Below are 26,802 nucleotides of genomic sequence, written 5' to 3'. Positions count from 1 at the left end.
GGCCTATCGTCGCGTCGGCCGCGGTCACGATGCCGACGCGGGCCAGCGCCCGAATGACCAGGACGCGCAGCTGCCGCCCGACCTCGAACTGTTTGCCGGGCAGGGTGCGGGCCACCACCCGCAGGGTGACGGTGTCGACCTCGATGCTTTCCACCCCCATCACGGTGGGCGGGTCCAACAGCAATTCCCCGAGCACCGGGTTCTCCATCGCGCGGTCGCACTCCTGGTGCAGGACCTCGTTGACCCGGTTCAGGTCGGCGTTGGTCGACACCGGGATGTCCACCACCGCGCGCGCCCAATCCTTGGACAGGTTGACCACCTTGACGATCTGCCCGTTGGGAATGGTCAGCACCTCGCCATCCGGCGAGCGCAGCCGGGTGACCCGCAGCGTCACGTTCTCGACGGTGCCGGTGGCTTCCGTCGAGGAAACGACGGTCAGGGTGACCAGGTCACCGAACCCGTACTGCTTCTCCACCAGGATGAAGAAGCCGGATAGCAGATCCCGCACCAGCTGCTGGGCGCCGAAACCCAGCGCGGCGCCGACCACGGTGGCGGGCGCGACCAGTCCCCCCACGGAAAACTGCAGCACGTTGGCGATCTGCATGATGACCCAGATGCCGATGATGACGACCGACACCCAGGAGATCACCGACGCCAGCGCCTGGCGGTGCTTGGACGTCTCCGAGCGCACCAGCGCGTCGCTTTCGGCGAAGCCCTCGGTCAGCTGACGGGTCACCTGTTGTGCCACCCAGTTCACGAACCGGGCCATCAGCACCGCCGCGATCAGCACCATGACGATGCGCAGGCCACGGGTGATGATCCACTGGCCGGCTTCGCCGCGCCAGAATTCGTGCCAGCCCAGCGCGTTTATCGAAGTTGTCGAAGCAAGAACAGTCGTGTTAGTCGTCATCTTTTCGGTTGCGCCACCGGATTCCCGCTTCCAGGAACCCGTCGATGTCTCCGTCCAGGACGGCGGCCGGATTGCCCACCTCGTACTCGGTTCGCAGATCCTTGACCATCTGATACGGGTGCAGTACGTAGGAGCGCATCTGGTTGCCCCAGGAGCTGCCGCCCTCACCCTTCAACGCGTCCAGCTCAGCGCGTTCTTCTGATCGCTTGCGCTCCAATAACTTTGCCTGAAGCACTCGCATTGCCGAGATCTTGTTCTGCAGTTGCGATTTTTCGTTCTGGCAAGTCACGACGATACCCGTTGGGATGTGGGTCAAACGAACCGCCGAGTCGGTGGTGTTCACCGACTGACCGCCCGGACCGCTCGAGCGATACACGTCCACCCGCACGTCGCCGTCGGGGATATCGATGTGATCGGTGGTCTCCACCACCGGAAGCACCTCGACTTCGGCGAAGGACGTCTGGCGCCGGCTCTGGTTGTCGAACGGGCTGATCCGCACCAGCCGGTGCGTGCCCTGTTCGACGGACAGCGTGCCGTAGGCATACGGCGCATGCACGGCGAACGTCGCGCTCTTGATCCCCGCTTCTTCGGCGTAGGAGGTGTCGAACACCTCCACGCCGTACTTGTGTTGCTCCGCCCAGCGGATGTACATCCGCATCAGCATCTCGGCCCAGTCGGCCGCGTCCACCCCACCGGCGCCGGAGCGAATGGTGACCAGCGCCTCGCGCTCGTCGTACTCGCCCGACAACAGCGTGCGCACCTCGGCGGCCTCTATATCGGCGCGCAGCGCCTTGAGTTCGGCATCGGCCTCGGCGAGGGCGTCAATGCCGCTGGCGGCATCCCCTTCTTCCGCCGCCAGCTCGTACATCACCGGAAGATCGTCGAGGCGCTGGCGCAGCTCTTCGATGCGGCGCAGCTCCCCCTGCGCGTGGGATAACTGGCTGGTCACCCGCTGCGCGTTGCTCTGGTCGTCCCACAGTTTGGGATCGGACGCCTCGTGCTCGAGCTTCTCGATGCGGCTGCGCAGACCCTCCACGTCGAGCACCCGCTCCACCGTGGTCAGGGTGGAGTCAAGGGCGGCGATGTCGGCTTGACGGTCGGGTTCCACAGCCGCCCACGTTACCGGCGATGAACGCACAGGTCGTCGTCCGGGCCGCAGCGTTTAGCATCAGGTGACCAGTATGTGCAGCCCGGACCGCGACGCTCAGCCCCCTCGCGCGCTGCCCGGCACGACCCAGAAGGCTGGAGTATGCGTCCATATCATGTCGCCATCGTCGGCTCCGGGCCCTCGGGTTTTTTCGCCGCGGCATCGTTGCTCAAGGCGGCCGACGCGTCGGAGGACATCGATGTGGCCATCGACATACTCGAGATGCTGCCGACGCCCTGGGGGCTGGTCCGCTCCGGCGTCGCGCCCGACCACCCGAAGATCAAGTCGATCAGCAAGCAATTCGAGAAGACCGCCGAAGACCCCCGGCTCCGTTTCTACGGCAACGTGGTGGTCGGTGAGCACGTGAGCGCCGCCGAACTCGCCGAGCGCTACCACGCGGTGATCTACGCCATCGGCGCGCAATCGGATCGGTCGTTGAAGATCCCCGGCGAGGACCTGCCGGGCAGCATGGCCGCCGTCGAATTCGTCGGCTGGTACAACGCGCATCCGCACTTCGAGGAGTCGACCCCGGATCTGTCGGGCGCCCGGGCCGTGGTCATCGGCAACGGCAACGTGGCGCTGGACGTCGCCCGCATCCTGGTGACCGACCCCGACGAGCTTGCCCGCACCGACATCGCCGACCACGCCCTGGAGTCGCTTCGCCCGTGCGGCGTCGACGAGGTGGTGGTCGTCGGCCGTCGCGGGCCGCTGCAGACGGCGTTCACCACGCTGGAGTTGCGGGAGCTGGCGGATCTCGAGGGGGTCGACGTGATCGTCGACCCGGCGCAGCTGGAGGGCATCAGCGACGAGGACGCGGCCGCGGCGGGCAAGACGACCAAGCAAAACATCAAGGTGCTGCGGGACTACGCCGCGCGCGCGCCGCGGCCCGGTCACCGCCGGATAGTCTTCCGCTTTCTGACTTCGCCGATCGAGATCAAGGGCGACGGCAAGGTCGAGAGCATCGTGTTGGGCCGCAACGAGCTGGTCACCGACGAGACCGGCTGGGTGTCGGCCAAGGACATCGGCGAGCGAGAGGAACTGCCGGCCCAGTTGGTGGTGCGCTCCGTGGGATACCGCGGAATGCCAACGCCCGGGCTGCCTTTCGACGACAAGAGCGCAACCATCCCAAACACCGGCGGCCGCGTGCATGGCAGCTCGAACGAGTACGTCGTCGGGTGGATCAAGCGGGGGCCGACCGGTGTGATCGGTACGAATAAGAAGGACTCCCAGGACACCGTCGACACGCTGCTGAACGACCTGGCCGCATCTAAACAACGAGGGGCGCTCGCGGAGTTCCCCGACGACCACGCCGACCAGCTGGCCGACTGGCTGACGTCCCGGCAGCCGAAAGTCGTCACGTCGGCCCATTGGGAACTCATCGATCGCCACGAGCGGGCGGCCGGCGAGCCGCACGGCCGTCCCCGCGTCAAGCTGCCGAACGTGGCCGAAATGCTACGGATCAGCCACGGCTGAGCCGGCGCCTCAAAACCACTGGCGGTAAGCCCGATTGGGCTGGTGGGTCACACCCAGCTTGACCAGCAAGCGCGACACGTGGTTCTTCACGACGTCTTCGGCAAGCAGCGTCCGGTCGGCGATTTGCCGGTTGGTCAGGCCGTCGCCGAGCAATGCCAACAACGTTCGTTCCCGTTCGGTGAAGGCCCACAGCTCGTCGCTGTTCTCGATGTTCCACCACAGTCTTGCCAGCAATGCCGCCGCGGCCTGGGTGTCGAGCAGCGACCGTCCGGCGCCCACATCCTTGATGGCGCAAGCCAATTCCATTCCCTTGACGTCTTTGACGACATAGCCGCTGGCACCGGCCAGGATCGCGTTCAGCAACGCCTCGTCGGACGTGAACGACGTCAGGATCAGGCAGCGCAGATCGAGCACGCACGACAACAGTTCGCGGCACAGTTCGATGCCGTTGCCGTCGGGCAACCAGTCGTCGAGCACCGCGACGTCCGGGCCGACCGCCGGAATCTTGCTCATCGCCTCGGCGACGGACCCGGCCTCGCCGACGCAGTCGAGTTCGGGGTCCGCACAAAGCAAATCGACCAGGCCGCGCCGCACCGCCTCGTGGTCGTCGACCAAAAATACTCGTAGCGCCACTCCTCCGGAGCCCAACCGAGTCCCCACCCGCGCGCCTCTACGAGTTGCCCGAACGCGCGAAGGGAACGGGGGTTCCCGGGTTGTGCGCGCCGCGCAGCTCGGCACTTTCCGGGCCAACACCCGCGACGACCGTCGGGGCTGGCTGAAGCATCGCGGTCTCCTGTGCTGGTCGGGCGGGGCAAATCACGGATTCGCCCCACCCAACGCTATTGAGCACAGACCGGCGCGACCCAGGGGCATTCGGTCTACAAATGGGGGCCATTGGTCCCTATCGACGACGGGGTGGACCGTCACCGTCGTCGCGACGCCGCACCGCTCGGCGGATTCTGCTTCGGGCGGCCGGCCCCAAAAATGAATTTGGCTGTTTTCAGGCTCGGAAATCGAGCATCCGTTATCGCCCTGACCCACTTGCCTTTTCGCACTAAAACTCCAGTACAAACGCGGATTGACGCCTACATTTTTATGACCACCGCCGGCGGGCCGGCGGCGGAAAAGGTGCCGATTCGGGCTCGGCACGGTTCATCCGGCACACCCATAAGGGAGATCTGACAATGGATTACGCCTTTTTTCCGCCCGAATTCAATTCCGCCAGGATGTACAGCGGTCCGGGTTCCGGGTCGCTCTTGGCGGCGGCGGGAAGCTGGGACTCGCTGTCCGCCGAATTGGGCACCACGGCCGAGACGTATGGCTCGGTGCTCTCGGCCCTGACCACGCTGCACTGGCACGGCCCGGCGTCGGCGGCGATGACCGCCGCGGCGACTCCCTACGTGGAGTGGCTGACCACGACCGCCCACCAGACGAAGCAGACGGCCATGCAGGCAAGGGCCGCGGCGGCGGCGTTTGACCAGGCGTTCGCCATGACGGTGCCCCCGCCGGTGATCGCGGTCAACCGCGCGCAGCTGCAGGCGCTGATCGCGACAAACTTCTTCGGCCAGAACACCGCGGCGATCGCGGCCACCGAGGCCCAGTACGCCGAGATGTGGGCCCAGGACGCGACCGCGATGAACGGCTACGCCGCCACCTCGGCCGCTGCTTCCCGGCTGACGTCGTTCGCGTCCCCGCAGCAGACCACCAACCCCGACGGGGTCAACGAGCAGACCGCCGCGGCCAATCAGGCGGCCAGCAACCCGTTGGCCGACTTGTACGAGACGCTGCGGACGTGGAGCGATCAGATTTACGACAACCTCAACGACTTGCTGAAGCTCAGCCCCATTCCCCTCACCTCCAACGGGCTGGACAGCCTGAACGTGCTCGACGGCATCCTGGCCACGAACACGGCGACCGGCTCACTCGCCAGCATCGAGGGCATTCCGGTGTCGCTCATCGGAGCCCAAAGCAACCTGACGTATCTGGCCGGCGCCGCGGCGCCCGCACCCGCGCTCGGGCCCATGGGGTTGCTGCCCAATCTGACCGGTGCGGCCGGCAGCTCCGGGCTCGGCGGGATGCCCAACGCGATCACGGTGAGCATGGGGCGGGCCAACGCCCTCGGGCCGATGTCGGTGCCCGCCAGCTGGTCGGCGCCGTCGGCCGGTCGCGTGTCGGCGCTGGAGCCCGCCGGCCTGACCACCCTTCCGGGCACCGACGAGCTGGTCGGTTCCGGCTACCCGGGCGTTCCCGGGATGCCGGCGGGGACGTTGGCCCGGGCGTCGGGCGTCCTGCCGCGCTACGGAACCCGGCTCACCGTGATGACCCGCCCGCCCGCGGGCGGGTGACCGCTACGCGGCCGGCGGTTCGGCCGGCGCGAACCGCCACTTGTCGGGGTTCTTGGGCGAATAGACCACCGGGAGCAGCTGGCCCATGGTCGGCCAGTGGTCGACGTCGACCGCCATGCGCTGATACACCTCGTAGTCGCTGACCGTGGGTCCGTTGATGACGCCGGCGACGGTGACGTACTGCTCGCCGGTCGCGTCCGGTCGCGGGCTGACGCCGGTCACCAGCAGCGTGCCGCTCGCCAGCTCACCGCGGGGACCGCGCGGGGCGAACCGCTGGGCAAGGGCGACCCCCAGGACCGCCACGAGCAGAATCAGCACACCGTATTCCCACATCCGGCCATGGTAGGACGATTCAATGACCGACGACCTGGCGCTGGCGCTCGCGCTGGCCGACCGTGCCGACGCGCTCACCGCCGCGCGGTTCGGCGCGCTCGACCTGCGCGTCGACACCAAACCCGATCTGACCCCGGTCACCGACGCCGATCGCGCGGTGGAAACCGAACTGCGCGACGTGCTGGGGCGCGAACGCCCGGGCGACGGCATCGTCGGCGAGGAGTTCGGTGGAACCGCCACCTTCAGCGGGCGGCAATGGATCATCGATCCGATCGACGGCACCAAGAATTTCGTGCGCGGGGTGCCGGTGTGGGCCAGCCTGATCGCGTTGCTCGAGGACGGCGTTTCGTCGGTCGGCGTCGTGAGTGCACCGGCGCTGCACCGTCGGTGGTGGGCGGCGCGTGGCCGCGGCGCGTTCGCCGCGGTCGACGGCGGTCCCCCGCGACCGCTGTCCGTTTCCTCAGTGGCGCAGCTGGATTCGGCGAGCCTGTCGTTCTCGAGCCTGTCGGGATGGGCGCAACGCGGCCTGCGCGATCGCTTCGTCGGGCTGACCGATGCGGTGTGGCGGGTGCGGGCCTACGGCGACTTCTTCTCTTACTGCCTGGTGGCCGAGGGGGCGGTCGACGTCGCCGCCGAACCGGAGGTGTCGGTGTGGGATCTGGCGGCGCTCGACATCCTGGTGCGCGAGGCGGGCGGAACGTTCACCGGCCTGGACGGGACCGCGGGCCCGCACGCCGGCAGCGCCGTGGCAACCAACGGACTGCTGCACGAGCAGGTGCTTTCGCGCCTGCGGGCCTACTCTTTGTGAATTAGTTAACACGTGGTCGCATCTATCTTACTCCGGAGTAAGATAGGTTTTATCCGCAACGCCCATCGACAGAGGCTGAAATGACCGACACCCGTTCCGGTTCAAAACAGACTTCAGAGAACACCCGCTCACGCATCCGGCGCCGCGGCCGCAAGACCGGCGTCGGGCTGCAACCGCACAAGCGGACCGGCATCGACATCACCCTGGCGCTGCTCACGCCACTGGTCGGCCAGGAGTTCTTGGACAAATACCACCTGCGTGACCCGCTCAACCGGAGCCTGGGCTACGGCACCAAGGCCATCTTCTCCACCGCCGGGGCCACTGCCCGCCAGTTCAAGCGGATCCAGAACCTGCGCGGCGGACCGACCCGGCTCAAGTCCAGCGGCAAGGACTACTTCGACCTGACGCCCGACGACGAGCAGAAGATGATCGTCGAGACCCTCGACGAGTTCGCCGCCGAGGTGCTGCGTCCCGCGGCGCACGACGCCGACGAGGCCGCGACCTACCCGCCCGACCTGATCGCGAAGGCCGCCGAGTTGGGCATCACCGCGATCAACATCCCCGAGGACTTCGACGGCATCGCCGCGCACCGCTCCAGCGTGACCAACGTGCTGGCGGCCGAGGCGCTGGCCTACGGCGACATGGGCCTGGCCCTGCCGATCCTGGCGCCCGGCGGCGTCGCCGCGGCGTTGACCCACTGGGGCAGCGCCGACCAGCAGGCCACCTACCTGCACGAATTCGCCGGCGAGAACGTCCCGCAGGCATGCGTGGCGATCGCCGAACCGCAACCGCTGTTCGACCCCACCCGGTTGAAGACCACCGCCGTGCGCACCCCGAGCGGCTACCGGCTCGACGGCGTGAAGTCGTTGGTTCCGGCCGCCTCCGACGCCGAGCTGTTCGTCGTCGGCGCCCAGCTGAACGGCAAGCCCGCATTGTTCATCGTCGAATCGTCCGCCAAAGGCCTTACCGTCAAAGCGGATCCGAGCATGGGAATACGCGCCGCGGCCCTGGGCCAGGTCGAGCTGTCCGGGGTGTCGGTGCCGCTGAGCGCCCGCCTGGGCGAGGACGACGCCTGCGACGAGGACTACTCCGAGGCGATCGCGCTGTCCCGGCTCGGCTGGGCGGCGCTCGCCGTCGGCACCTCGCACGCCGTCCTCGACTACGTCGTCCCATACGTCAAGGAACGCCATGCCTTCGGCGAGCCGATCGCGCATCGGCAGGCCGTGGCCTTCATGTGCGCCAACATCGCCATCGAGTTGGACGGACTGCGGCTGATCACCTGGCGCGGCGCCGCTCGCGCCGAACAGGGCCTGCCGTTCGCCCGGGAGGCGGCGCTGGCCAAGCGGCTCGGCGCCGACAAGGGCATGCAGATCGGCCTGGACGGCGTGCAACTGCTCGGCGGCCACGGCTTCACCAAGGAGCACCCGGTCGAGCGCTGGTACCGCGACCTGCGGGCCATCGGCGTCGCCGAGGGCGTCGTCGTCATCTAGGTCGTTATCTGAGTCGTTATCTGAGTCGAGCCGAAAGTTCAACCATGGCAATCAATCTGGAACTTCCCCGCAAGCTGCAGTCGGTGATCGTCAAGACCCACCAGGGCGCCGCCGAGATGATGCGGCCGATCGCACGCAAATACGACCTCAAGGAGCACGCCTACCCGGTCGAGCTCGACACCCTGATCAGCCTTTTCGAGGGCGCATCCGAATCGGTGGCCTTCGCCGGTGCCGACGCGCTGCGCGACGAGGACGAGGACAGGGACCGAAACCACAACGGCGCCAACATGGCCGCGCTGCTGCAGACGATGGAAGCCTGCTGGGGCGACGTCGCGATGATGCTGTCGGTTCCCTATCAGGGGCTCGGTAACGCCGCCATCTCCGCGGTCGCCACCGACGAACAACTGCAACGCCTGGGCAAGGTCTGGGCGGCGATGGCGATCACCGAACCCGGCTTCGGATCCGACTCCGCGGCTGTGTCCACCACCGCCAAGCTCGACGGCGACGAGTACGTCATCAACGGCGAGAAGATCTTCGTCACCGCGGGTTCGCGCGCCACCCACATCGTGGTGTGGGCCACGCTGGACAAATCACAGGGCCGCGCCGCGATCAAGTCGTTCATCGTGCCGCGCGAACATCCCGGCGTCACCGTCGAACGCCTCGAGCACAAGCTCGGCATCAAGGGTTCGGACACCGCGGCGATCCGGTTCGACAACGTCCGCATCCCCAAGGACAACCTGCTGGGCAACCCCGAAATCGAGGTGGGCAAGGGCTTTTCGGGGGTGATGGAGACCTTCGACAACACCCGCCCGATCGTCGCCGCCATGGCCATCGGGGTCGGCCGCGCCGCGCTGGAGGAAATCCGCAAGATCCTCACCGAGGCCGGGGTCGAGATCTCCTACGACCGGCCGTCGCACGCCCAAAGCGCGGCCGCGGCGGAGTTCCTGCGGATGGAGGCCGACTGGGAGGCCAGCTACCTGCTGTCGCTGCGCGCGGCGTGGCAGGCCGACAACAAGATCCCCAACTCCAAAGAGGCCTCGATGAGCAAGGCCAAGGCCGGGCGGATGGCCAGCGACGTCACCCTCAAGTCCGTCGAATTGGCGGGCACCGCAGGGTATTCCGAGCAGTCCATGCTGGAGAAGTGGGCGCGCGACTCCAAGATCCTCGACATCTTCGAGGGCACCCAACAGATCCAGCAGCTGGTGGTCGCGCGGCGGCTGCTGGGGCTGTCGTCGGCCGAACTCAAGTAGCGATCGGTCGCGGCGCGTCCGCATCCTCGTCGGGGCCGAGCAGGTCGAGCTGCCACCACTCCACGTCCTGCCAGGCGCCAAGCTTCCACCCCACGCGCGGGTAGTAGCCCACCGGCCGAAAGCCGAACGCCTTGTGCAGCGCGTTGCTGGCCTCGTTGGGTTGGGCGATGCCGGCGAACGCCCGCCGGAAACCGCGTTCGGCGAGCCGGCGCAGCAGTTCGGTGTAGAGCAGCCGGCCCCCGCCGCGGCGCAGTCGATCCGGGGCGAGGTAGATGCTCGTCTCGACCGACCATCGGTACGCCGCACGCGGATTGAACTGGTGCGCATAGGCGTAACCGCTCACGACGTCGGAGTCCTCGAGCACCAGCCACTCGTGGGCGCCCGCGATGCGGCGCGCCATCTCCTCGACGGTCGGCACCTCCGTCTCGAACGAGATGACGGTGTCAAGCACGTAGGGCCGGTAGATGTCGGCGCACGCCGCGGCGTCGGCGGCGGTGGCGGGTCGGACGCGCGTCAAGCAGCGACGGCGTTCAGGCGTTCGCGGGTGTCGTCGTCCAGCTCGACGGACGCGACGTCCATGTTCTCTTCGAGGTGCGCCACCGATGAGGTACCCGGGATCAGGAGCACGTTGGGCGCCACGCTCAGCGTCCACGCCAGCGCGACCTGAGCGGGAGTCCGGCCGAGACGCCGGGCGGTGTCGACCACCAGCGGGTTGGTGAGCACCGGGTTCGGCTTGACGAAGGCCGCGCCGAGCGGAAAGAAGGGGACGAACGCAATCCCCCGCCGAGTACATTCCTCCAGTACCGCGGCCGACTCTCGCTGAACGAGGTTGAAAGCGTTTTGCACACAGGCGATCTCGGTCCGTTCGAGGGCGTGCAGCAGGTGCTCACGGTTGATGCTGCTCAGCCCGATCCCGCCGATCAGTCCCTCGTCACGCGCGTCGATCATCACCGAGAGCTGCTCGTCGAACAGTTCGTCGGGCCCGTCGCTCTCGAAGAGCCTCAGGTTGACCGCGGCCAGTTGGTCCACGCCGAGAGCGCTCAGGTTGGCTTCGATGTCGCGGCGCAAGTCGGCCGGCTCGTCGACCGGCAGCCAGGCTCCGGATTCGTCACGCCGCCCGCCGACCTTGCTCACCAGGGCCAGGTTCTCCGGGTACGGATGCAGCGCCTCGCGGATCAGCTCGTTGGCCACGTCGGGGCCGTAGAACTGGGCGGTGTCGATGTGGTCGACGCCGAGTTCGACCGCCCGGCGCAGCACCGCCAGCGCTTCGTCACGGTCCCGCGGCGGCCCGAAAACGTTCGGGCCGGGCAGCTGCATTGCGCCGAAGCCGATGCGGGCAACCGAATAGCTACCAAGTGGAAAGGAATCCATGAGGTGAGGTTAGCGCCGTCGATATGGGCACGTTGCGGGCGGATTCGGAGCCGGCGTTAGGCTGTCCGACCATGCGGGCGGCACGGGTGACTCGGCTAGATGGTCCAGACGCGATCGAGGTGGCGGAGGTCGACGAACCCGCTGGGGACGGTGTGGTCGTCGAGGTGCACGCGGCCGGCGCGGCGTTCCCCGACGCGCTGCTGACCCGCGGGCTGTATCAGTACCGGCCGGAGCCGCCGTTCGTGCTCGGCGCCGAGATCGCCGGCGTGGTGCGGTCGGCGCCGGACAACAGCCACGTCAAGGCCGGCGACCGGGTCGTCGGGCTGACGATGCTGTCCGGCGGCATGGCCGAGGTGGCCGTCGTGCAGCCCGACCGGGTGTTCAAGCTGCCGGACAACGTGAGCTTCGAGGCGGGCGCCGGCCTGCTGTTCAACGACCTGACGGTGTACTTCGCGCTGACCGTGCGCGGCCGGTTGGCCCAGGGCGAGACCGTGCTGGTGCACGGCGCGGCGGGCGGGATCGGAACCTCGACGCTGCGGCTGGCATCGCTGCTCGGGGCGTCGCGCGCGATCGCGGTCGTCAGTACCGCGGACAAGGCCGACGTCGCGACGGCCGCCGGCGCCACCGACGTGGTGCTGGCCGAGGGGTTCAAGGACGCCGTCAAGGAGCTCACCGGGGGCCGCGGCGTCGACGTGGTGGTCGACCCGGTCGGCGGCGACCGTTTCACCGATTCGCTGCGTTCGCTCGCGCCCGGCGGCCGGCTGCTGGTCATCGGGTTCACCGGCGGGGAGATTCCGACCGTCAAGGTGAACCGGCTGCTGCTCAACAACATTGACGTCGTCGGCGTGGGCTGGGGAGCCTGGACCGCGACGCACCCGGACGCGCTGGCCGAGCAGTGGGCCGGGCTCGAGCGGCTGCTGAGCTCGGGCCAGCTGGCCGCCCCCACGCCGGAGGTCTACCCGCTGGAGCAGGCGGCCGCGGCGGTCGCATCGCTCGAGAACCGCACGGCCAAGGGCAAAGTCGTGGTGCGCATCCGCGACTGACGGCCGTATGTCGTCCCGCTGATCGCGACAGTGCGCAGGCAGCTGCCTGCGGTGCTTCGCTCCGTGGCGGGGGATGAAGCACCGCCGCCGAGCGTGAACCCACTGCGAAAATCAGCGCGGAATCCCGCAGCAGCTTCACGCTCGGGGCGGTGGGGGTTTCGGCTCATTTGCGATAGACGCAGACTCGCCGCCGGGCGAACGCGGTTCCGTGTCTGTTCCGCCCTTGTGTGACACCAAAACAAAAAGTAATGTCACTTTCAGTTTCGCCCGCCCCGCGCCTGGAGTGACCTATGGAATCCTTCATTCACCTGCGAAAAGGGAAGACGCCGCGGCGGCTGCACGCCGATCTCGACGGGCTCAAGGACGACGAGCTGGGCCGGGGCGGATTCACCGGCCGGACCGCCAACATGTACCGCCGCCACGACCCCACTGCCTATCGGTCGGTCGGCCCGCTGCGGCCGGTCGACGTGCTCGCCGGCGAGCTGAAACCCAGTGATGCCACCGACGCCGGTGGCGGGCCGCTGCTGATGTTCAGCAACGACGACTGCCGAATCCTGTTGAGCCGCCGCCACGAGGCGATGCCGTTCTACGCCCGTCATGTCGACGGGGACCTGCTGTGCTTCGTGCACCGCGGCGCGGGCCTGCTGGAGACGGAATTCGGGCCGCTGCGCTACCGGGAGGGCGATTGGGTCTACATCCCGAAGGCCTGCACCTGGCGGCACCTGCCCGATACCGAGACGACGCTGCTGATGATCGAGGCCAGCGACGAGTTCCGGGTGCCGCCGCCCGGGGCGCTCGGGCGCCACTTTCCGTTCGACCCGTCGCAGGCCACGATCCCCGAGCCGGAGCCGATCGACGACGACGGCCGTGACGAGTACGAGGTGCGGCTCGTCCATGAGGGCGGGCCGACAACGCTGTTCTACCAACACAATCCGATCGACGTCGAAGGCTGGCGCGGTGACAACTTTCCGTTCACGTTCAACATCGCCGACTACAACGTAATCACTTCGGACAGCGTCCACCTGCCGCCGACAGTGCATCTGTTCATGCAGGCCACCGGCGTCTACGTGATGAACTTCCTGCCCAAGCCGGCCGAAGGCGTCCCCGGCACCGAGCGCACGCCCTGGTATCACCGCAACGTCGACTACGACGAGATCGCCTTCTTCCACGGCGGGTCGCTCTACGGCATCCCGATGCCGCCGGGCCTGATCACCCATGCACCGCAAGGGGTTCACCACGGCGCGCCGGAGAAGGCGCGGGAACGCGCGCGCCGCAAGTTCGACGAGCATGCGCGGGTGGACTGGCAGGTCATCGCCGTCGACACCCGCCGGCGGCTGAGCCCGTCGGCCGAGGTGCTGGCGCACGACCTCGGGCAGCACTGATGAAACACGAATACGACCGCATCCCGTATCTCGTTGCGTTCCAGAACAATTCCGCGGTCCGCGACGTGTACGGCGGGCTGGCGGAGATCACGGTGCTGGAAAGCTATCTGCTCAAGCCCAGGGACAAGCCGTCCGACACCGTGCTGGTGTTCATGCATCCCATCGGCGGCGGCGCATACCTCCCGATGACGGGCGCGCTGGCCCGCGCCGGCCACCACGTCATCTACTGCAACAGCCGATTCCGCGGCACGGATTCGGCGCTGCTGATGGAGAAGGTGGTCGAGGACCTCGGCGAGTGCATCAAGGACGCAAAGAAGAGGCTGGGCTATTCCAAGGTGGTGCTGGCCGGATGGAGCGGCGGCGGCTCGCTGTCGATGTTCTACCAGCAGCAGGCCCAGCGCGCGACCATCACGTCGAGCCCGTCCGGGGACGGCCCCGACCTGACACGGCTCGACCTGCCCGCGGCCGACGGCGTCATGCTGCTCGCCGCGCACATCAGCCGGCACGGCACGCTCACCGAATGGCTGGACGCGTCGATCCTCGACGAATCCGACCCCACCAAGCGCGATCCCGAGCTCGACCTCTACAACCCGGACAACCCCAACCAGCCGCCCTACAGCCAGGAATTCCTGGCCGGCTACCGGCGGGCCCAGATCGACCGCAACCGCCGCATCACCGCGTGGGTCAAGGACAAGCTGGCCGAACTGCGGGCCGCCGGGCGCCCCGACGAAGAATTCTGCTTCGTCGTGCACGGCACCATGGCCGACCCGCGCTGGCTCGACCCGAGCGTCGATCCCAACGAACGCACCCCGGGGACGTGCTATCTGGGCGATCCTCGAGTGGTGAACATGAGCCCGGTCGGGTTGGCCCGCTTCTGCACGCTGCGCGGCTGGCTCTCGCAATGGAGCTACGACGACGCCCGCGGCGACGGGGTAGCCTGCGGGCGCGACCTCGCGGTCCCGGCGCTGGTGATCGGTAACCTGGCCGACGACGCCTGCACGCCCAGCCACACCCGGCGGCTCTACCAGGCGATCGGGCACCCGGACAAGGAGATGCACGAAATCCCCGGCGCCACACATTATTACGCCGGCCCCGACCAGCGGGACAAGCTGCGGCACGCCGTCGACGTGGTCACCGACTGGCTGGTCCGCCACGACTTCGCGAGCAAAGAGTGACGGGCCCACTGGACGGAGTGCGGGTGCTGGAACTCGGCACCCTGATCGCCGGGCCGTTCGCCGGCCGGCTGCTCGGCGACATGGGCGCCGACGTCATCAAGGTGGAACCCCCCGGCGCGCCGGACCCGCTGCGGACCTGGGGCCAGGCCGAAGTGGACGGGCACCACGTGTTCTGGACGGTGCACGCGCGCAACAAGCGGGCCATCACGCTCGATCTGCGAAAGCCCCGCGGCCGCGGGCTGTTCCTCGACCTCGTCGCGAAGTCCGACATCGTCGTCGAGAACTTCCGCCCGGGCACCCTGGAGAAATGGGAGCTGGGCTACGACGTGCTGTCCGACCGCAACCCGGGCATCATCCTGGTCCGGGTGTCCGGCTACGGACAGACCGGGCCCGAGGCGCACAAGGCCGGCTACGCGTCGGTGGCCGAGGCCGCGAGCGGGCTGCGGCACCTCAACGGATTCCCCGGCGGGCCGCCGCCCCGGCTGGCGCTCTCGCTCGGCGACAGCCTGGCCGGCATGTTCGGCGCCCAGGGCGCGCTGGCCGCGCTGTACCGCCGCGGCGTCACCGGGCGCGGACAGGTGGTCGACGTTGCGCTGACCGAATCCTGCTTGGCGGTACAGGAATCCACGATCCCCGACTACGACGTCGGGGGCGTGGTGCGCGGGCCGTCGGGCACCAGGCTGGAGGGCATCGCGCCGTCCAACATCTACCGCAGCGCCGACGGCTCCTGGGTGGTGATCGCCGCCAACCAGGACACCGTGTTCGCGCGGCTGTGCAAGGCGATGGGGCGCCCGGAACTGGCCACCGACGACCGGTTCGCCACGCACGGCGGCCGCGGCCGCAACCAAGACGAACTCGACGAGATCATCGGCGCGTGGGCCTCGGAACGCCAGCCCGGTGACATCATCGAAACCCTCAGTGCCGCAGGGGTGATCGCCGGTCCGATCAACACGGTCGCCCAGGTGGTCGACGACCCGCAGCTGCGGGCCCGCGGCATGCTGGTCGAGCACTACGACGAACGGATCGGCCGCAACGTGCTGGGACCGGGCGTGATCCCGGTGCTCTCGGACTCCCCCGGCGGCGTCCGCAACGCCGGACCCGCCCGCCCGGGACAACACAACGACGACGTCTACATCGGGCTGCTCGGCAAGACCGCAATGGAGCTCGAAGAACTAAGGGCCGAGGGGGTTTTATGAACACCCACGTCGACATTCGCGAGGTGTCCCTGCGCGACGGCCTGCAGATCGAAAAGCCAATCCCGTTGTCCGCCAAGCTGGAACTGCTGGCCGCGGTGGCCGCCACCGGGGTGCGCGAGGTCGAGGCCACCGCGTTCGTGTCGCCGTCGAAGGTGCCGTCGATGGCCGATGCCGCCGAAGTCGCCGCGCACCTGCACGACTACCCCGACATCGAGTTCTCCGCCCTGGTCGCCAGCCCCAACGGTGCCCGCCGCGCGGTCGCCGCGGGGCTGCGCTCCATCGAATACGTGGTCGCCGCCAGCGACGCGTTCAGCGAGGCCAACGTCGGGCGCGACAGCGCCGAGGCCGCCAGGCAGATCGGGGAGATCGTCGCCATCGCGCATGGCGCCGGCGTCACCGTCGAGGTGATCGTCGCCACCGCGTGGGACTGCCCGTTCGACGGCCCGACGCCGCCCGAGCGGGTGCTCGAGATCGGCGCGGCCGCCCGCGATCAAGGCGTCGACCGGTTCTCCGTCGCGGACACCATCGGCACCACCACCCCGCGACGCGTGAGTTCGCTCGTCGCCCAACTGCGTCCGGTGATCGGTGACATGCCGCTGGGCGGGCACTTCCACAACACCCGCGGCGCCGGGCTGGCCAGCGCGTACACGGCGGTCGAGGCGGGGGTGACGAGGCTGGACGCCTCGGTCGGCGGGCTCGGCGGCTGCCCGTTCGCCCCGGGCGCCACCGGCAACATCGCCACCGAGGACCTCGTCTACCTGCTGACCGACAGCGGCGTCGACGTCGACGTGGACCTGCGGGCCGCCATCGCCGCGGCCGGAGTCGCCAAATCCGTTGTCGGCCATGACCTGCCGAGCGCGCTGCTGCGCGCCGGCGACCGAATCCGGAACTGATGCCGGCCGACTCGTTGACCGCAAAGGGCCGCCAGACCAGGCAGGCCATCGAACAGGCCGCCCGGAAACTGTTCGCCGAGCGCGGCTTTCACGGCACCACGCTGGCCGACATCACGTCCGCCGCGGGCAAGTCGCCCGCCGTGTTCTACCGGTATTTCGCCGACAAGGAAGACCTGCTGGCCGCGCTGGCGGAGTCGTTCCTGCACGAGGTCGTGGCGCCGCCCGGACTGCGCCTCGAGCTACCCGAATCCCCGGATGACGACGCGTTCTTCACGTCGGTGGTCACCGGGTACTGGAACATGTTCAAGCAGAACATCGGCATCATGATCGCCGTGGCACAGCTGGCGGCCACCCAGCCGCGCTTTGCGCGCGTGCAGAACGAGTTCCGGCGCTTCGGCATGGACATCGTCGCCGCCTCGGTGCGCCGCGCGCAGCAGCAGGGCTACGGAACCGAGCTCAACCCCCAACACACGGCGGCCGCGATCGCGCTGTTGTTCGAGAACTTCACCACCGTCTTCGCGGGCCCGTCCGGCCTGGGCCTGCAGATCAGCGACCACGACGCCATCACCACCTTGTCGACGGTCTGGAAGAAAACCCTCTACGGCACAAAGGAGTAACCGTGGATTTCACTCTGCCAGAGCATCTTCCGGGAGTGCTCGCCGAGATGGACGCGTTCATCGAGTCGGAGATCAAGCCCCTGGAACGCGACAACATCCAGTATTTCGACCATCGCCGCGAACATGCCCGCACCGACTGGGACAACGACGGCATCCCGTCACGCGAGTGGGAAGATCTGCTCGCCGAGATGCGCAGGCGGGCCGACAAGGCGGGCTGGCTGCGCTACGGTCTGCCGGCGTCGCTGGGCGGCCGCGACGGCACCAACCTGGACATGGCCGTCATTCGGGAATACTTGGCGCACAAGGGCCTTGGGCTGCACAACGACCTGCAGAACGAGTCGTCGATCGTCGGAAATTTCCCGCAGGTGATCATGATGGAACGCTTCGGCACCGACGAGCAGCGCCGCGACTGGTCGGAGGCGTTGATCACCGGGGAGCGGTCGATGGCGTTCGGGCTGACCGAGCCTCGGCACGGCTCCGACGCGACCTGGCTGGAGACCCGCGCCGAACGCGACGGCGACGGGTGGGTGCTCAACGGCTCGAAGCGGTTCAACACCGGGGTGCACCGCGCCACCCACGACCTGATCTTCGCGCGCACCTCGGGCGAACCGGGGGCCGCGCTGGGCATCACCGCGTTCCTCGTCCCGACGGATGCGCCCGGGTTCCGTGTGCCCTACTACTGGTGGACGTTCAACATGCCCACCGACCACGGCGAGGTCGAGCTGACCGACGTGCGGGTGCCCGCCGACGGCGTGCTCGGCGAGGTGGACCGCGGCCTGGAAGTCGCGCAGACCTTCCTGCACGAGAACCGGATCCGGCAGGCGGCGAGCAGCCTGGGCGCCGCCCAGTACTGCATCGACCGCGCCGCCGAATACGCCGGTGGCCGCACGGTTTTCGGCAAGCCGCTGTCGGTCAACCAGGCCGTGCAATGGCCGCTGGCCGAGCTGCAGACCGAGGCCCAGATGGTGCGGCTACTGGTGCAATACGCGGCCTGGCATCTGGACCGCAACCACCACATGGAGGTCTCGGACAAGGTGTCGATGGCCAATTACCGCGCCAACCGGCTGGTCTGCGACGCGGCCGACCGGGCCATGCAGGTCTTCGGCGGCCTCGGCTACAGCCGCCACGAGCAGTTCGAGCACATCTACCGCCATCACCGCCGCTACCGGATCACCGAGGGCGCCGAGGAGATCCAGATCCGGCGGGTGGCGCAGCGGCTGTTCAAGTTTGGCCACAAGTGACGCTGCAGGAGAGCTTGTCCGTGGTGTTGCGCCCGATACTGGGCGGGTCCGTCACGATCGAGAAGCTGCGGGCGCTGACCGGCGGCGCCAGCCGCACCACGTGGGCGTTCGACGCCGTCACCGGCGAACAGCGCCGTTCGCTGATCCTGCGCACCGGCCCGCCAGACGACGTGCATGCCGGCATGGAGCTGGAGGCCCGCGCCCAGGCCGCGGCCGCGGCGTCCGGAGCGCCGGTCCCCCACATCCTGGTCGCCGACGATTCCGTTGCCGCACTGGGCAATCCGTTCCTGATCTGCGACGAGATCAAGGGCGAGACGATTGTCCGGCGCATCCAGCGTCGGCTCGACGCCTCCGACGGCCAAGCGGGCCGCAGCCGACTGCTGCAGCAGTGCGCGTGGGCGCTGGCCGCCATCCATCGCGCCGATCCGGACATTCCCGGCCTGGCACACGAGGACCAACTCGCGCAGTGGCGCGAGCGGCTCGACGCCATGGACGACACCACCGCCACGTTCGAGTGGGCGTTTCGCTGGCTCGAGGCCAACCGGCCCAACAACACCGAGCCGTCGAACCCGGTCCTGGTGCACGGCGACTACCGGATGGGCAACCTCATCGTCGACGGGTCGGACCTGGCCGCCGTCCTGGACTGGGAGCTGGTCCACCTAGGCGAGGCTTACGAGGACCTGGCGTGGTTCTGCATCCGGGCCTGGCGGTTCGGCGCCCCGGCCGGCCTGGCGGCCGGCGGCCTCGGCAGCATCGAGGCCTTTCTCCATGCCTACGAACAGGCCGGTGCGGCTAGCGTCGACCGGGTGGCGTTTCACTGGTGGCTGGTGCTGGCGACGCTGCGCTGGGGTGTCATCTGCCGCTACCAGGCCGAGCGGCACCTGAGCGGCGAGTTCCGCTCGGTGGAGCTGGCGACGATCGGGCGCCGCGTGTGCGAGACCGAGTGGGACCTGCTCGACCTGCTGGAGCGGACCCCGTGATCGGCGCCTACGGACGCCCGCTCGCGGCCGAGCTCGTCGCCGCGGTGGCCGAGTTCCTCGAAACCGACGTCCGCGAGGCGACCAGCGGGCAGGTCAACTTCCACGCCAGGGTGGCCGCGAACGCGTTGCGCATCGTCGAGCGCGAACTGCTCGACGAGAGCGAGGCGGAGGCCGGCGCGGCGCTGGCCGGCCTGGGCTTCGCCGACGAGGAAGCGCTTGCCGCCGCGATCCGGGCCGGCGAGCTGGACGGCCGCGCCGACGACGTCACCGCCTGCCTGCGCATCCTGGTCCGGCGTCGCCTGGCCGTCGCCCATCCCGGATACGAGCAATCGGACTAGGAGGGTGACGATGCGCGCCGCGCAGCGGCGCGAGGAGGAACCCGACAATCAGACTTAGGAGCCCCATGTCCGCTGCCACCGCACAGACCGTCGTCGACGTGGCCGACCGCCTGTTCGCGGCGATCGAGAGCGGCGACGCCGCCGCGGTCGATCGACTGTGGAGCAACGACATCGCGGTCTGGCGCACCGGCGCGCCCCGCGATAACGACAAGGCCCGGGCGATGCGGGTCATCGACTGGTTCATCACCGCCACCACCGAGCGCCACTACGACATCATCGACCGACGGCTCTTCGATGATGGCTCCGTCGCGGGCTTCGTCCAGCAGCACATCCTGAACGCCACCGGCCGTGCCGGCCAATCGATCTCCATGCGAGTCTGCATCGTGATCAAGGTGGGCGCCGACGGGCTCATCGAACGGATCGACGAATACTTCGACCCCGCCGACATCGCGCCGCTGCTCACCTAACGACTAGATTTGCCACCAGTACAGGGGGGGACGATGACGACACTGGAAACACTGCTGAGCGATCCCGACCTGGCCGGCGTGTGGACCCTGGTTCCCGACCGCTCGGCCGTCACCTTCAAGGTGAGGAACTTCTGGGGCCTGGTGAACGTCAAGGGCCGCTTCGGCGAGTTCGGCGGCGACGGGCAGCTCACCGGCAAGGGCGCGGTTTTCGGCCGCGTCGACATCCGGGCCGCGTCGCTGTCCACCGGCATCGGCCGTCGCGACAAGCACCTGCGCTCGCCCGATTTCTTCGACGTCGAGCGTTTCCCCGAAATCAGCGTCGTCGTCACCGCGGTAAACCCGACCCGGGGCAGGGCCGCCGACCTTCGAGCCAGCCTCACCATCAAGGGCGTCACCGCGCCGCTGCCCCTGCCGGTCACGATCACCGAGCTGGAGGACGGTTCGATTCAGATCGCCGGGGAAACGAAGGTCGACCGGTCCCAATTCGACCTGGGCTGGAACAGGTTCGGCATGATCGGCGCGACCGCGACGGCGGCCGCGCAGGCGGTCTTCGTTCGGGCAACCCGGTAGGGCTTGCGCGCCACCAGTACCATCTGAGCGTGCCCGACTCCAGCAGCGCCCTGCGGATCCTCGTCTACAGCAACAACGTCGAAACCCGCGAACGGGTGAAGCGCGCGTTGGGCAAGCAGCTGCACCCGGACCTCCCCGAGTTGACCTACGTCGAGGTGGCGACCGGGCCCATGGTGGTCCGCACGATGGACGAGGGCGGCATCGACTTGGCCATTCTCGACGGCGAGGCGACGCCCACCGGCGGCATGGGCATCGCCAAACAGCTCAGGGACGAACTCGAGACCTGCCCGCCGATCGTGGTGCTCACCGGCCGCCGCGACGACGCGTGGCTGGCCAATTGGTCGCGCGCCGACGCCGCCGTGCCGCACCCGCTGGACCCCATCGTGCTGGGCCGCACGGTGCTCGGGTTGCTCCGCGCCCCCGCCCGCTAGCAATTACCGCTCTCACCTGCGCCGACACGGAACCGTAGGCCGTGTGGGCGGGTGCTCAGCACCCCCGCGACGACTCGCCCGGACGCGGGGACGTTACAACCGGGCAAATAGCACCACCCCGAGCACGTGCGCCGACGCCAACGACGCTATGTTGAAGGTCACTGTGACGGGCCACAGACCCGGTTCGTCACAGCAGCCCGGTCACCGCCCGGCCGCCCGCTCAGTTGAAAAGGCGGCCGCATTACGACGGATCATGGAGCGAGTTGAACGTCTACATACCCATCCTGGTACTCGGCGGGATTGCCGCCGCCTTTGCCATCGGCTCGGTCGGAATCGCGAGCGTGGCCGGGCCGAAGCGCTACAACAAGTCGAAACTGGCGGCCTACGAATGCGGGATCGAGCCCACGGAATCCCCTGTGAGCGGCCCGCACGCAACGGCCGGACAGCGGTTCCCGGTGAAGTATTACCTGACCGCAATGCTGTTTATCGTCTTCGACATCGAAATCGTGTTCTTGTATCCCTGGGCCGTTAGCTACGACGCGCTCGGGACCTTTGCGTTGGTCGAGATGGTGGTGTTCATGCTCACGGTCTTCGTGGCCTACGCCTACGTGTGGCGCCGCGGCGGCCTGACATGGGATTGAGGTAAAGAGTGGGCCTGGAAGAACAGCTGCCCGGTGGCATCCTCCTGTCCACCGTCGAGAAGGTGGCCGGCTACGTCCGCAAGAACTCGTTGTGGCCGGCGACGTTCGGGCTGGCGTGCTGCGCGATCGAGATGATGGCAACCGCCGGACCGAGGTTCGACATCGCGCGCTTCGGCATGGAGCGGTTCTCGGCGACGCCCCGGCAGGCCGACCTGATGATCGTGGCCGGTCGGGTCAGCCAGAAGATGGCCCCGGTGCTGCGCCAGATCTACGACCAGATGGGCGAGCCCAAATGGGTGCTGGCCATGGGCGTGTGCGCGTCGTCGGGCGGGATGTTCAACAACTACTCGATCGTGCAGGGTGTCGATCACGTCGTCCCGGTCGACATCTACCTGCCCGGCTGCCCGCCCCGCCCCGAGATGTTGCTGCACGCAATCCTGAAGCTGCACGAGAAGATTCAGGAGATGCCGCTGGGCGTCAACCGCGAGGAAGCCATCGCCGAAGCCGAACAGGCCGCGCTGGCGGCCACGCCCACGATCGAGATGCGCGGGCTGCTGCGATGAGCTCGCCCGAACACGACCCGACGGTAGCGGCCAGCGAAGTGGGGGGATCGGTCCCGACGGCCGACGAAGAGGTGATCGACGTCCGTCGCGGCATGTTCGGGGTGCGCGGCACCGGTGACACCTCCGGTTACGGGCGGCTGGTGCGCGAGATCACGCTGCCGGGCGGCAGCCCCCGACCCTACGGCGGTTACTTCGACGACATCGCCGACCGGCTGGCGGAGGCGCTGGGCCGCAACGGCATCGAATTCGACGACGCGATCGAGAAGGTCGTGGTCGACCGCGACGAGCTGACCCTGCACGTGCGCCGCGATCTGCTGCCCCAGGTCGCCCAGCGGCTGCGCGACGAACCCGACCTGCGGTTCGAGATGTGCCTGGGCGTCAACGGGGTGCATTACCCGCACGAGACGGGCCGGGAGCTGCACGCCGTCTACCCCCTGCAGTCGATCACCCACAACCGTCGGCTGCGGCTGGAAGTGGCTGCGCCGGACAGTGATCCGCACATCCCGTCGCTGTACGGCGTGTACCCCACCAACGACTGGCACGAGCGCGAGACCTACGACTTCTTCGGGATCATCTTCGACGGCCACCCGTCGCTCACCAGGATCGAGATGCCCGACGACTGGCACGGGCACCCGCAACGCAAGGACTATCCGCTGGGCGGCATTCCGGTCGAGTACAAGGGTGCGCAGATACCTCCGCCCGACGAACGCAGGGGTTACAACTAATGACTCAAACGAGAGGAATGACTGATCCTGAGACGGTTCTGGTCGCCGGCGGTCAGGACTGGGACCAGATCGTCGACGCCGCCCGCAACGCCGACCCCGGCGAGCGCATCGTCGTCAACATGGGCCCCCAGCACCCGTCCACGCACGGCGTGCTGCGGCTGATCCTCGAGATCGAGGGCGAAACTGTCACGCAGGCCCGGTGCGGAATCGGCTACCTGCACACCGGGATCGAGAAGAATCTCGAATACCGTTACTGGACCCAGGGCGTCACGTTCGTGACCCGAATGGACTACCTGTCACCATTTTTCAACGAGACCGCCTACTGCCTGGGCGTGGAGAAGCTGCTCGGCATCACCGACGAGATTCCGGAGCGGGTCAACGTCATCCGGGTGATGATGATGGAGCTCAACCGGATCTCGTCGCACCTGGTCGCGCTGGCGACCGGCGGCATGGAACTGGGCGCGATGACCCCGATGTTCGTCGGCTTCCGCGGCCGCGAGATCGTGCTGAAGCTGTTCGAGTCGATCACCGGCCTGCGGATGAACAGCGCCTACATCCGGCCCGGCGGGGTCGCGCAGGACCTGCCGCCCAACGCGGAAACCGAGATCGCCGAGGCGCTCAAGGAGTTGAAGCAGCCGCTGCGCGAAATGGGCGACCTGCTCAACGAGAACGCTATCTGGAAGGCGCGCACCGAGGGCGTGGGCTACCTCGACCTGACCGGCTGCATGGCGCTGGGCATCACCGGGCCCATTCTGCGTTCCACCGGGCTGCCGCACGACCTGCGCAAGAGCGAACCCTATTGCGGCTACGAGAACTACGAGTTCGACGTCATCACCGACGACGGTTGTGATGCGTACGGGCGCTACATCATTCGCGTCAAGGAGATGTGGGAGTCGATCAAGATCGTGGAGCAGTGTCTGGACAAGTTGCGGCCGGGGCCGACGATGGTCGAGAACCGCAAGATCGCCTGGCCCGCCGACCTGAAGCTGGGGCCCGACGGCCTGGGCAACTCGCCCGAGCACATCGCGAAGATCATGGGCAGCTCGATGGAGGCGCTGATCCACCACTTCAAGCTCGTCACCGAGGGCATCCGCGTTCCGGCCGGCCAGGTTTACACCGCGGTGGAATCGCCGCGCGGCGAGCTCGGGGTGCACATGGTCAGCGACGGCGGCACCCGGCCATACCGGGTGCACTACCGGGACCCGTCCTTCACCAACCTGCAGGCCGTCGCCGCGATGTGTGAGGGCGGGATGGTCGCGGACCTGATCGCCGCGGTCGCCAGCATCGACCCGGTGATGGGCGGGGTCGACCGATGACCGGACCGCAGGGTCAGCCGGTGTTCATCCGGCTCGGACCGCCGCCGGAGGAACCCAACGCGTTCGTGACCGAGGGTGCGCCGCAGTCGTATTCGCCCGAGGTGCGCTCGCGCCTCGAGGTCGACGCCAAGGAGATCATCGGCCGCTACCCCAACAAGCGCTCGGCGCTGCTGCCGTTGCTGCACCTGGTGCAGGCGCAGGACTCCTACCTCACCCCGGCGGGCCTGGAGTTCTGCGGCGAGCAGCTCGGGTTGACCGGCGCCGAAGTGTCCGCGGTGGCAAGCTTTTACACGATGTATCGGCGCGGGCCCACCGGCGACTACCTGGTCGGTGTCTGCACCAACACGCTGTGCGCCGTCATGGGCGGCGACGCGATATTCGACTCCCTCAAGGAGCATTTGGGCATCGGCAACGACCAGACCACCGACGACGGGTCGGTCACCCTGCAACACATCGAGTGCAACGCGGCGTGCGACTACGCGCCGGTGGTGATGGTCAACTGGGAGTTCTTCGACAACCAAACACCGGAATCGGCGCGCGAACTGGTGGACTCCCTGCGGGCGGGCAAGCCGGCCGCGCCCACCCGCGGCGCCCCGCTGTGCGTGTTCCGCGAGACGTCACGCATCCTGGCCGGCCTGCCCGACGAGCGCCCCGACGAGGGCCAGGGCGGCGCGGGCGCGGCGACATTGGCCGGGCTGAAGGTGGCCAGGGAACTCGGCATGGAGGCGCCGCCGGCCCCCGGGAAGGAAGACTGATGGCCGACGCCGGCGCGCAGGCCACGCCGTTGACTCCGGTGATCAGCCGCTACTGGGACGATCCCGAGTCGTGGACATTGGAGACCTACCGCCGCAACGACGGCTACCAGGCCATGCAGAAGGCGCTGGCGATGGACCCCGACGAGGTGATGGGGGCCGTCAAGGACTCCGGCCTGCGCGGCCGCGGCGGCGCGGGCTTCTCGACGGGGACGAAGTGGTCGTTCATCCCGCAGGGCGACAGCGGCCCGGCGGCCAAGCCGCACTACCTGGTGGTCAACGCCGACGAGTCGGAACCCGGTACGTGCAAAGACATTCCGCTGATGTTCGCCACGCCGCACCTGCTCGTCGAGGGCGTCATCATCGCCTCCTACGCGATCCGGGCCAGCCACGCGTTCATCTACGTGCGCGGGGAAGTGGTGCCGGTGCTGCGCCGGCTGCAGAACGCGGTGGCCGAGGCCTACGCCGCCGGCTACCTGGGTCGCGACATCAACGGCTCCGGCTTCGACCTGGAGCTGGTGGTGCACGCCGGTGCCGGCGCGTACATCTGCGGCGAGGAGACCGCGCTGCTGGACTCGCTGGAGGGCCGGCGCGGCCAGCCGCGGCTGCGCCCGCCGTTCCCCGCGGTGGCCGGCCTCTACGGATCCCCCACGGTGATCAACAACGTCGAGACCATCGCCAGCGTCCCGCCGATCATCCTCAACGGCGTCGAGTGGTTCCGCTCGATGGGCAGCGAGAAATCACCCGGCTTCACGCTGTATTCGCTGTCCGGGCACGTCGCCCGGCCCGGCCAGTACGAGGCCCCGCTCGGCATCACGCTGCGCGAATTGCTCGCCTACGCCGGCGGGGTGCGCGCCGGGCACCGGCTGAAGTTCTGGACCCCAGGCGGGTCGTCGACGCCGCTGCTGACCGACGAGCACCTCGACGTGCCGCTGGACTACGAGGGCGTGGGCGCCGCCGGTTCGATGCTGGGGACCAAGGCGCTCGAGATCTTCGACGAGACAACGTGTGTGGTGCGCGCGGTGCGCCGCTGGACCGAGTTCTACAAGCACGAGTCGTGCGGTAAGTGCACGCCGTGCCGCGAGGGCACGTTCTGGCTCGACAAGATCTACGAGCGGCTGGAAACCGGGAAGGGCACCCTGGAGGACATCGACAAGCTGTCGGACATCTCCGACACGATCCTGGGAAAGTCGTTCTGCGCGTTGGGCGATGGCGCCGCCAGCCCGGTGATGTCCTCGATCAAGCTGTTCCGCGACGAGTACGTCGCCCACGTCGAGGGCGCCGGCTGCCCGTTCGACCCCCGGGATTCCATGCTGAGCGCGAACGGAAAGGCCTGACCCGCCGA

The 26,802-nt window shown here is 68.3% G+C and carries 29 protein-coding genes; 23 read left to right on the top strand and 6 right to left on the bottom strand.

The window, feature by feature from the left end:
- Positions 1-910, bottom strand: a 910-nt coding sequence (locus tag A9X00_RS06860) for a mechanosensitive ion channel family protein (RefSeq protein ID WP_067150913.1), incomplete at its 3' end; no start/stop codon positions are given.
- On the bottom strand, positions 900-2,018 hold the full coding sequence (gene prfB, locus A9X00_RS06855; protein ID WP_067150911.1) for a peptide chain release factor 2: 1,119 nt from the start codon (positions 2,016-2,018) through the stop codon (positions 900-902). The genes prfB and A9X00_RS06860, both read right to left, overlap by 11 nt.
- Before the next feature lie 141 nt (positions 2,019-2,159).
- Between prfB and A9X00_RS06850 the strand changes: the two genes are divergently transcribed.
- On the top strand, positions 2,160-3,530 hold the full coding sequence (locus tag A9X00_RS06850; protein WP_067150909.1) for an FAD-dependent oxidoreductase: 1,371 nt from the start codon (positions 2,160-2,162) through the stop codon (positions 3,528-3,530).
- A gap of 9 nt (positions 3,531-3,539) precedes the next feature.
- Here A9X00_RS06850 and A9X00_RS06845 read toward each other — a convergent pair whose 3' ends face one another.
- Positions 3,540-4,190 (bottom strand): response regulator transcription factor, encoded by a 651-nt coding sequence (locus tag A9X00_RS06845; protein WP_304441542.1) that lies wholly within the window; start codon positions 4,188-4,190, stop codon positions 3,540-3,542.
- Positions 4,191-4,714: 524 nt separating this feature from the next.
- Between A9X00_RS06845 and A9X00_RS06840 the strand changes: the two genes are divergently transcribed.
- Complete coding sequence (locus A9X00_RS06840; RefSeq protein WP_067150903.1) at positions 4,715-5,875, top strand: PPE family protein; 1,161 nt, start codon at positions 4,715-4,717, stop codon at positions 5,873-5,875.
- Between the two features lie 3 nt (positions 5,876-5,878).
- Here A9X00_RS06840 and A9X00_RS06835 read toward each other — a convergent pair whose 3' ends face one another.
- Entirely contained in the window at positions 5,879-6,208 is a 330-nt protein-coding gene (locus A9X00_RS06835) for a hypothetical protein (RefSeq protein ID WP_067150900.1), read from the bottom strand.
- Positions 6,209-6,230: 22 nt separating this feature from the next.
- Here A9X00_RS06835 and hisN point away from each other — a divergent pair, with 22 nt between their 5' ends.
- The 3 genes from hisN to A9X00_RS06820 all read left to right on the top strand — a co-directional run bounded on the left by hisN (position 6,231) and on the right by A9X00_RS06820 (position 9,756).
- On the top strand, positions 6,231-7,016 hold the full coding sequence (gene hisN, locus A9X00_RS06830) for a histidinol-phosphatase (RefSeq protein WP_067150897.1): 786 nt from the start codon (positions 6,231-6,233) through the stop codon (positions 7,014-7,016).
- 80 nt (positions 7,017-7,096) lie between these two features.
- A complete protein-coding gene (locus A9X00_RS06825; RefSeq protein ID WP_067150895.1) occupies positions 7,097-8,506 on the top strand; it encodes an acyl-CoA dehydrogenase family protein in 1,410 nt (469 codons plus the stop codon).
- Between the two features lie 44 nt (positions 8,507-8,550).
- Positions 8,551-9,756 (top strand): acyl-CoA dehydrogenase family protein, encoded by a 1,206-nt coding sequence (locus A9X00_RS06820; protein WP_067150892.1) that lies wholly within the window; start codon positions 8,551-8,553, stop codon positions 9,754-9,756.
- Here A9X00_RS06820 and A9X00_RS06815 read toward each other — a convergent pair.
- Positions 9,749-10,273: a GNAT family N-acetyltransferase gene (locus A9X00_RS06815; protein ID WP_067150890.1), complete on the bottom strand. Its 525-nt coding sequence runs from the start codon at positions 10,271-10,273 to the stop codon at positions 9,749-9,751. The two genes, A9X00_RS06820 and A9X00_RS06815, sit on opposite strands and share 8 nt — an antisense overlap.
- Positions 10,270-11,127, bottom strand: a complete 858-nt coding sequence (locus A9X00_RS06810) for an oxidoreductase (protein WP_067150887.1) — start codon at positions 11,125-11,127, stop codon at positions 10,270-10,272. The genes A9X00_RS06815 and A9X00_RS06810 overlap by 4 nt, the downstream gene beginning before the upstream one ends.
- 71 nt (positions 11,128-11,198) lie before the next feature.
- Between A9X00_RS06810 and A9X00_RS06805 the strand changes: the two genes are divergently transcribed.
- From A9X00_RS06805 to nuoF, 18 genes are all read left to right on the top strand, one after another.
- Positions 11,199-12,170, top strand: coding sequence for an NADPH:quinone oxidoreductase family protein (locus A9X00_RS06805; protein ID WP_067150885.1), 972 nt, complete (start codon positions 11,199-11,201; stop codon positions 12,168-12,170).
- Between the two features lie 290 nt (positions 12,171-12,460).
- Positions 12,461-13,552, top strand: a complete 1,092-nt coding sequence (locus A9X00_RS06800) for a homogentisate 1,2-dioxygenase (RefSeq protein ID WP_067150882.1) — start codon at positions 12,461-12,463, stop codon at positions 13,550-13,552.
- Positions 13,552-14,727, top strand: coding sequence for a S9 family peptidase (locus A9X00_RS06795; RefSeq protein WP_067150879.1), 1,176 nt, complete (start codon positions 13,552-13,554; stop codon positions 14,725-14,727). The genes A9X00_RS06800 and A9X00_RS06795 overlap by 1 nt, the downstream gene beginning before the upstream one ends.
- A complete protein-coding gene (locus tag A9X00_RS06790; protein ID WP_067150876.1) occupies positions 14,724-15,923 on the top strand; it encodes a CaiB/BaiF CoA-transferase family protein in 1,200 nt (399 codons plus the stop codon). The genes A9X00_RS06795 and A9X00_RS06790 overlap by 4 nt, the downstream gene beginning before the upstream one ends.
- A complete protein-coding gene (locus A9X00_RS06785; protein WP_067150873.1) occupies positions 15,920-16,816 on the top strand; it encodes a hydroxymethylglutaryl-CoA lyase in 897 nt (298 codons plus the stop codon). The genes A9X00_RS06790 and A9X00_RS06785 overlap by 4 nt, the downstream gene beginning before the upstream one ends.
- Positions 16,816-17,433 (top strand): TetR/AcrR family transcriptional regulator, encoded by a 618-nt coding sequence (locus A9X00_RS06780; RefSeq protein WP_067150870.1) that lies wholly within the window; start codon positions 16,816-16,818, stop codon positions 17,431-17,433. The genes A9X00_RS06785 and A9X00_RS06780 overlap by 1 nt, the downstream gene beginning before the upstream one ends.
- 2 nt (positions 17,434-17,435) lie before the next feature.
- Positions 17,436-18,674: an acyl-CoA dehydrogenase family protein gene (locus tag A9X00_RS06775; RefSeq protein ID WP_067150867.1), complete on the top strand. Its 1,239-nt coding sequence runs from the start codon at positions 17,436-17,438 to the stop codon at positions 18,672-18,674.
- 2 nt (positions 18,675-18,676) lie between these two features.
- Entirely contained in the window at positions 18,677-19,654 is a 978-nt protein-coding gene (locus tag A9X00_RS06770; protein ID WP_369830724.1) for a phosphotransferase family protein, read from the top strand.
- Positions 19,651-19,992: a DUF6285 domain-containing protein gene (locus A9X00_RS31675; protein ID WP_067150861.1), complete on the top strand. Its 342-nt coding sequence runs from the start codon at positions 19,651-19,653 to the stop codon at positions 19,990-19,992. Before A9X00_RS06770 ends, A9X00_RS31675 begins: the two co-directional genes overlap by 4 nt.
- Before the next feature lie 65 nt (positions 19,993-20,057).
- Complete coding sequence (locus tag A9X00_RS06760) at positions 20,058-20,459, top strand: nuclear transport factor 2 family protein (RefSeq protein ID WP_067150858.1); 402 nt, start codon at positions 20,058-20,060, stop codon at positions 20,457-20,459.
- A 33-nt stretch (positions 20,460-20,492) separates the two neighbouring features.
- The gene (locus tag A9X00_RS06755) at positions 20,493-21,029 is read left to right on the top strand and encodes a YceI family protein (protein WP_067150855.1); all 537 of its coding nucleotides are present in this window, start codon (positions 20,493-20,495) and stop codon (positions 21,027-21,029) included.
- A gap of 29 nt (positions 21,030-21,058) precedes the next feature.
- The gene (locus A9X00_RS06750) at positions 21,059-21,460 is read left to right on the top strand and encodes a response regulator transcription factor (RefSeq protein WP_067150852.1); all 402 of its coding nucleotides are present in this window, start codon (positions 21,059-21,061) and stop codon (positions 21,458-21,460) included.
- Between the two features lie 263 nt (positions 21,461-21,723).
- On the top strand, positions 21,724-22,101 hold the full coding sequence (locus tag A9X00_RS06745; protein ID WP_067150849.1) for an NADH-quinone oxidoreductase subunit A: 378 nt from the start codon (positions 21,724-21,726) through the stop codon (positions 22,099-22,101).
- Between the two features lie 8 nt (positions 22,102-22,109).
- Positions 22,110-22,664, top strand: coding sequence for an NADH-quinone oxidoreductase subunit B family protein (locus A9X00_RS06740; RefSeq protein ID WP_067150846.1), 555 nt, complete (start codon positions 22,110-22,112; stop codon positions 22,662-22,664).
- Positions 22,661-23,389 (top strand): NADH-quinone oxidoreductase subunit C, encoded by a 729-nt coding sequence (locus tag A9X00_RS06735; RefSeq protein WP_067150843.1) that lies wholly within the window; start codon positions 22,661-22,663, stop codon positions 23,387-23,389. The genes A9X00_RS06740 and A9X00_RS06735 overlap by 4 nt, the downstream gene beginning before the upstream one ends.
- Positions 23,389-24,705 carry an NADH dehydrogenase (quinone) subunit D gene (nuoD, locus tag A9X00_RS06730; protein ID WP_197515082.1) on the top strand — a complete coding sequence of 439 codons (1,317 nt, stop codon included), beginning with the start codon at positions 23,389-23,391 and terminating at the stop codon, positions 24,703-24,705. The genes A9X00_RS06735 and nuoD overlap by 1 nt, the downstream gene beginning before the upstream one ends.
- Positions 24,702-25,460 (top strand): NADH-quinone oxidoreductase subunit NuoE, encoded by a 759-nt coding sequence (gene nuoE, locus A9X00_RS06725; protein ID WP_067150838.1) that lies wholly within the window; start codon positions 24,702-24,704, stop codon positions 25,458-25,460. Before nuoD ends, nuoE begins: the two co-directional genes overlap by 4 nt.
- Positions 25,460-26,794: an NADH-quinone oxidoreductase subunit NuoF gene (gene nuoF, locus A9X00_RS06720; protein WP_067150835.1), complete on the top strand. Its 1,335-nt coding sequence runs from the start codon at positions 25,460-25,462 to the stop codon at positions 26,792-26,794. Before nuoE ends, nuoF begins: the two co-directional genes overlap by 1 nt.
- The last annotated feature ends 8 nt before the right edge of the window (positions 26,795-26,802 follow it).

Origin of the sequence: Mycobacterium sp. 1245805.9 (assembly GCF_001672915.1) — a bacterium.
In the GTDB taxonomy this organism is placed as follows: Bacteria; Actinomycetota; Actinomycetes; order Mycobacteriales; family Mycobacteriaceae; genus Mycobacterium.
The sequence above is the reverse complement of the archived record's forward strand: the minus strand, read 5'-3'. Positions and strand labels throughout refer to the sequence as shown.

What these genes read in the sequence shown, in the direction of transcription:
- A9X00_RS06850 (WP_067150909.1), top strand. Translation starts at nt 2,160, where the DNA reads ATGCGTCCATATCATGTCGCCATCGTCGGCTCCGGGCCCTCGGGTTTT.
- A9X00_RS06840 (WP_067150903.1), top strand. Translation starts at nt 4,715, where the DNA reads ATGGATTACGCCTTTTTTCCGCCCGAATTCAATTCCGCCAGGATGTAC.
- A9X00_RS06835 (WP_067150900.1), bottom strand. Translation starts at nt 6,208, where the DNA reads ATGTGGGAATACGGTGTGCTGATTCTGCTCGTGGCGGTCCTGGGGGTC.
- hisN (WP_067150897.1), top strand. Translation starts at nt 6,231, where the DNA reads ATGACCGACGACCTGGCGCTGGCGCTCGCGCTGGCCGACCGTGCCGAC.
- A9X00_RS06825 (WP_067150895.1), top strand. Translation starts at nt 7,097, where the DNA reads ATGACCGACACCCGTTCCGGTTCAAAACAGACTTCAGAGAACACCCGC.
- A9X00_RS06820 (WP_067150892.1), top strand. Translation starts at nt 8,551, where the DNA reads ATGGCAATCAATCTGGAACTTCCCCGCAAGCTGCAGTCGGTGATCGTC.
- A9X00_RS06810 (WP_067150887.1), bottom strand. Translation starts at nt 11,127, where the DNA reads ATGGATTCCTTTCCACTTGGTAGCTATTCGGTTGCCCGCATCGGCTTC.
- A9X00_RS06805 (WP_067150885.1), top strand. Translation starts at nt 11,199, where the DNA reads ATGCGGGCGGCACGGGTGACTCGGCTAGATGGTCCAGACGCGATCGAG.
- A9X00_RS06800 (WP_067150882.1), top strand. Translation starts at nt 12,461, where the DNA reads ATGGAATCCTTCATTCACCTGCGAAAAGGGAAGACGCCGCGGCGGCTG.
- A9X00_RS06795 (WP_067150879.1), top strand. Translation starts at nt 13,552, where the DNA reads ATGAAACACGAATACGACCGCATCCCGTATCTCGTTGCGTTCCAGAAC.
- A9X00_RS06785 (WP_067150873.1), top strand. Translation starts at nt 15,920, where the DNA reads ATGAACACCCACGTCGACATTCGCGAGGTGTCCCTGCGCGACGGCCTG.
- A9X00_RS06780 (WP_067150870.1), top strand. Translation starts at nt 16,816, where the DNA reads ATGCCGGCCGACTCGTTGACCGCAAAGGGCCGCCAGACCAGGCAGGCC.
- A9X00_RS06760 (WP_067150858.1), top strand. Translation starts at nt 20,058, where the DNA reads ATGTCCGCTGCCACCGCACAGACCGTCGTCGACGTGGCCGACCGCCTG.
- A9X00_RS06755 (WP_067150855.1), top strand. Translation starts at nt 20,493, where the DNA reads ATGACGACACTGGAAACACTGCTGAGCGATCCCGACCTGGCCGGCGTG.
- A9X00_RS06735 (WP_067150843.1), top strand. Translation starts at nt 22,661, where the DNA reads ATGAGCTCGCCCGAACACGACCCGACGGTAGCGGCCAGCGAAGTGGGG.
- nuoD (WP_197515082.1), top strand. Translation starts at nt 23,389, where the DNA reads ATGACTCAAACGAGAGGAATGACTGATCCTGAGACGGTTCTGGTCGCC.
- nuoE (WP_067150838.1), top strand. Translation starts at nt 24,702, where the DNA reads ATGACCGGACCGCAGGGTCAGCCGGTGTTCATCCGGCTCGGACCGCCG.
- nuoF (WP_067150835.1), top strand. Translation starts at nt 25,460, where the DNA reads ATGGCCGACGCCGGCGCGCAGGCCACGCCGTTGACTCCGGTGATCAGC.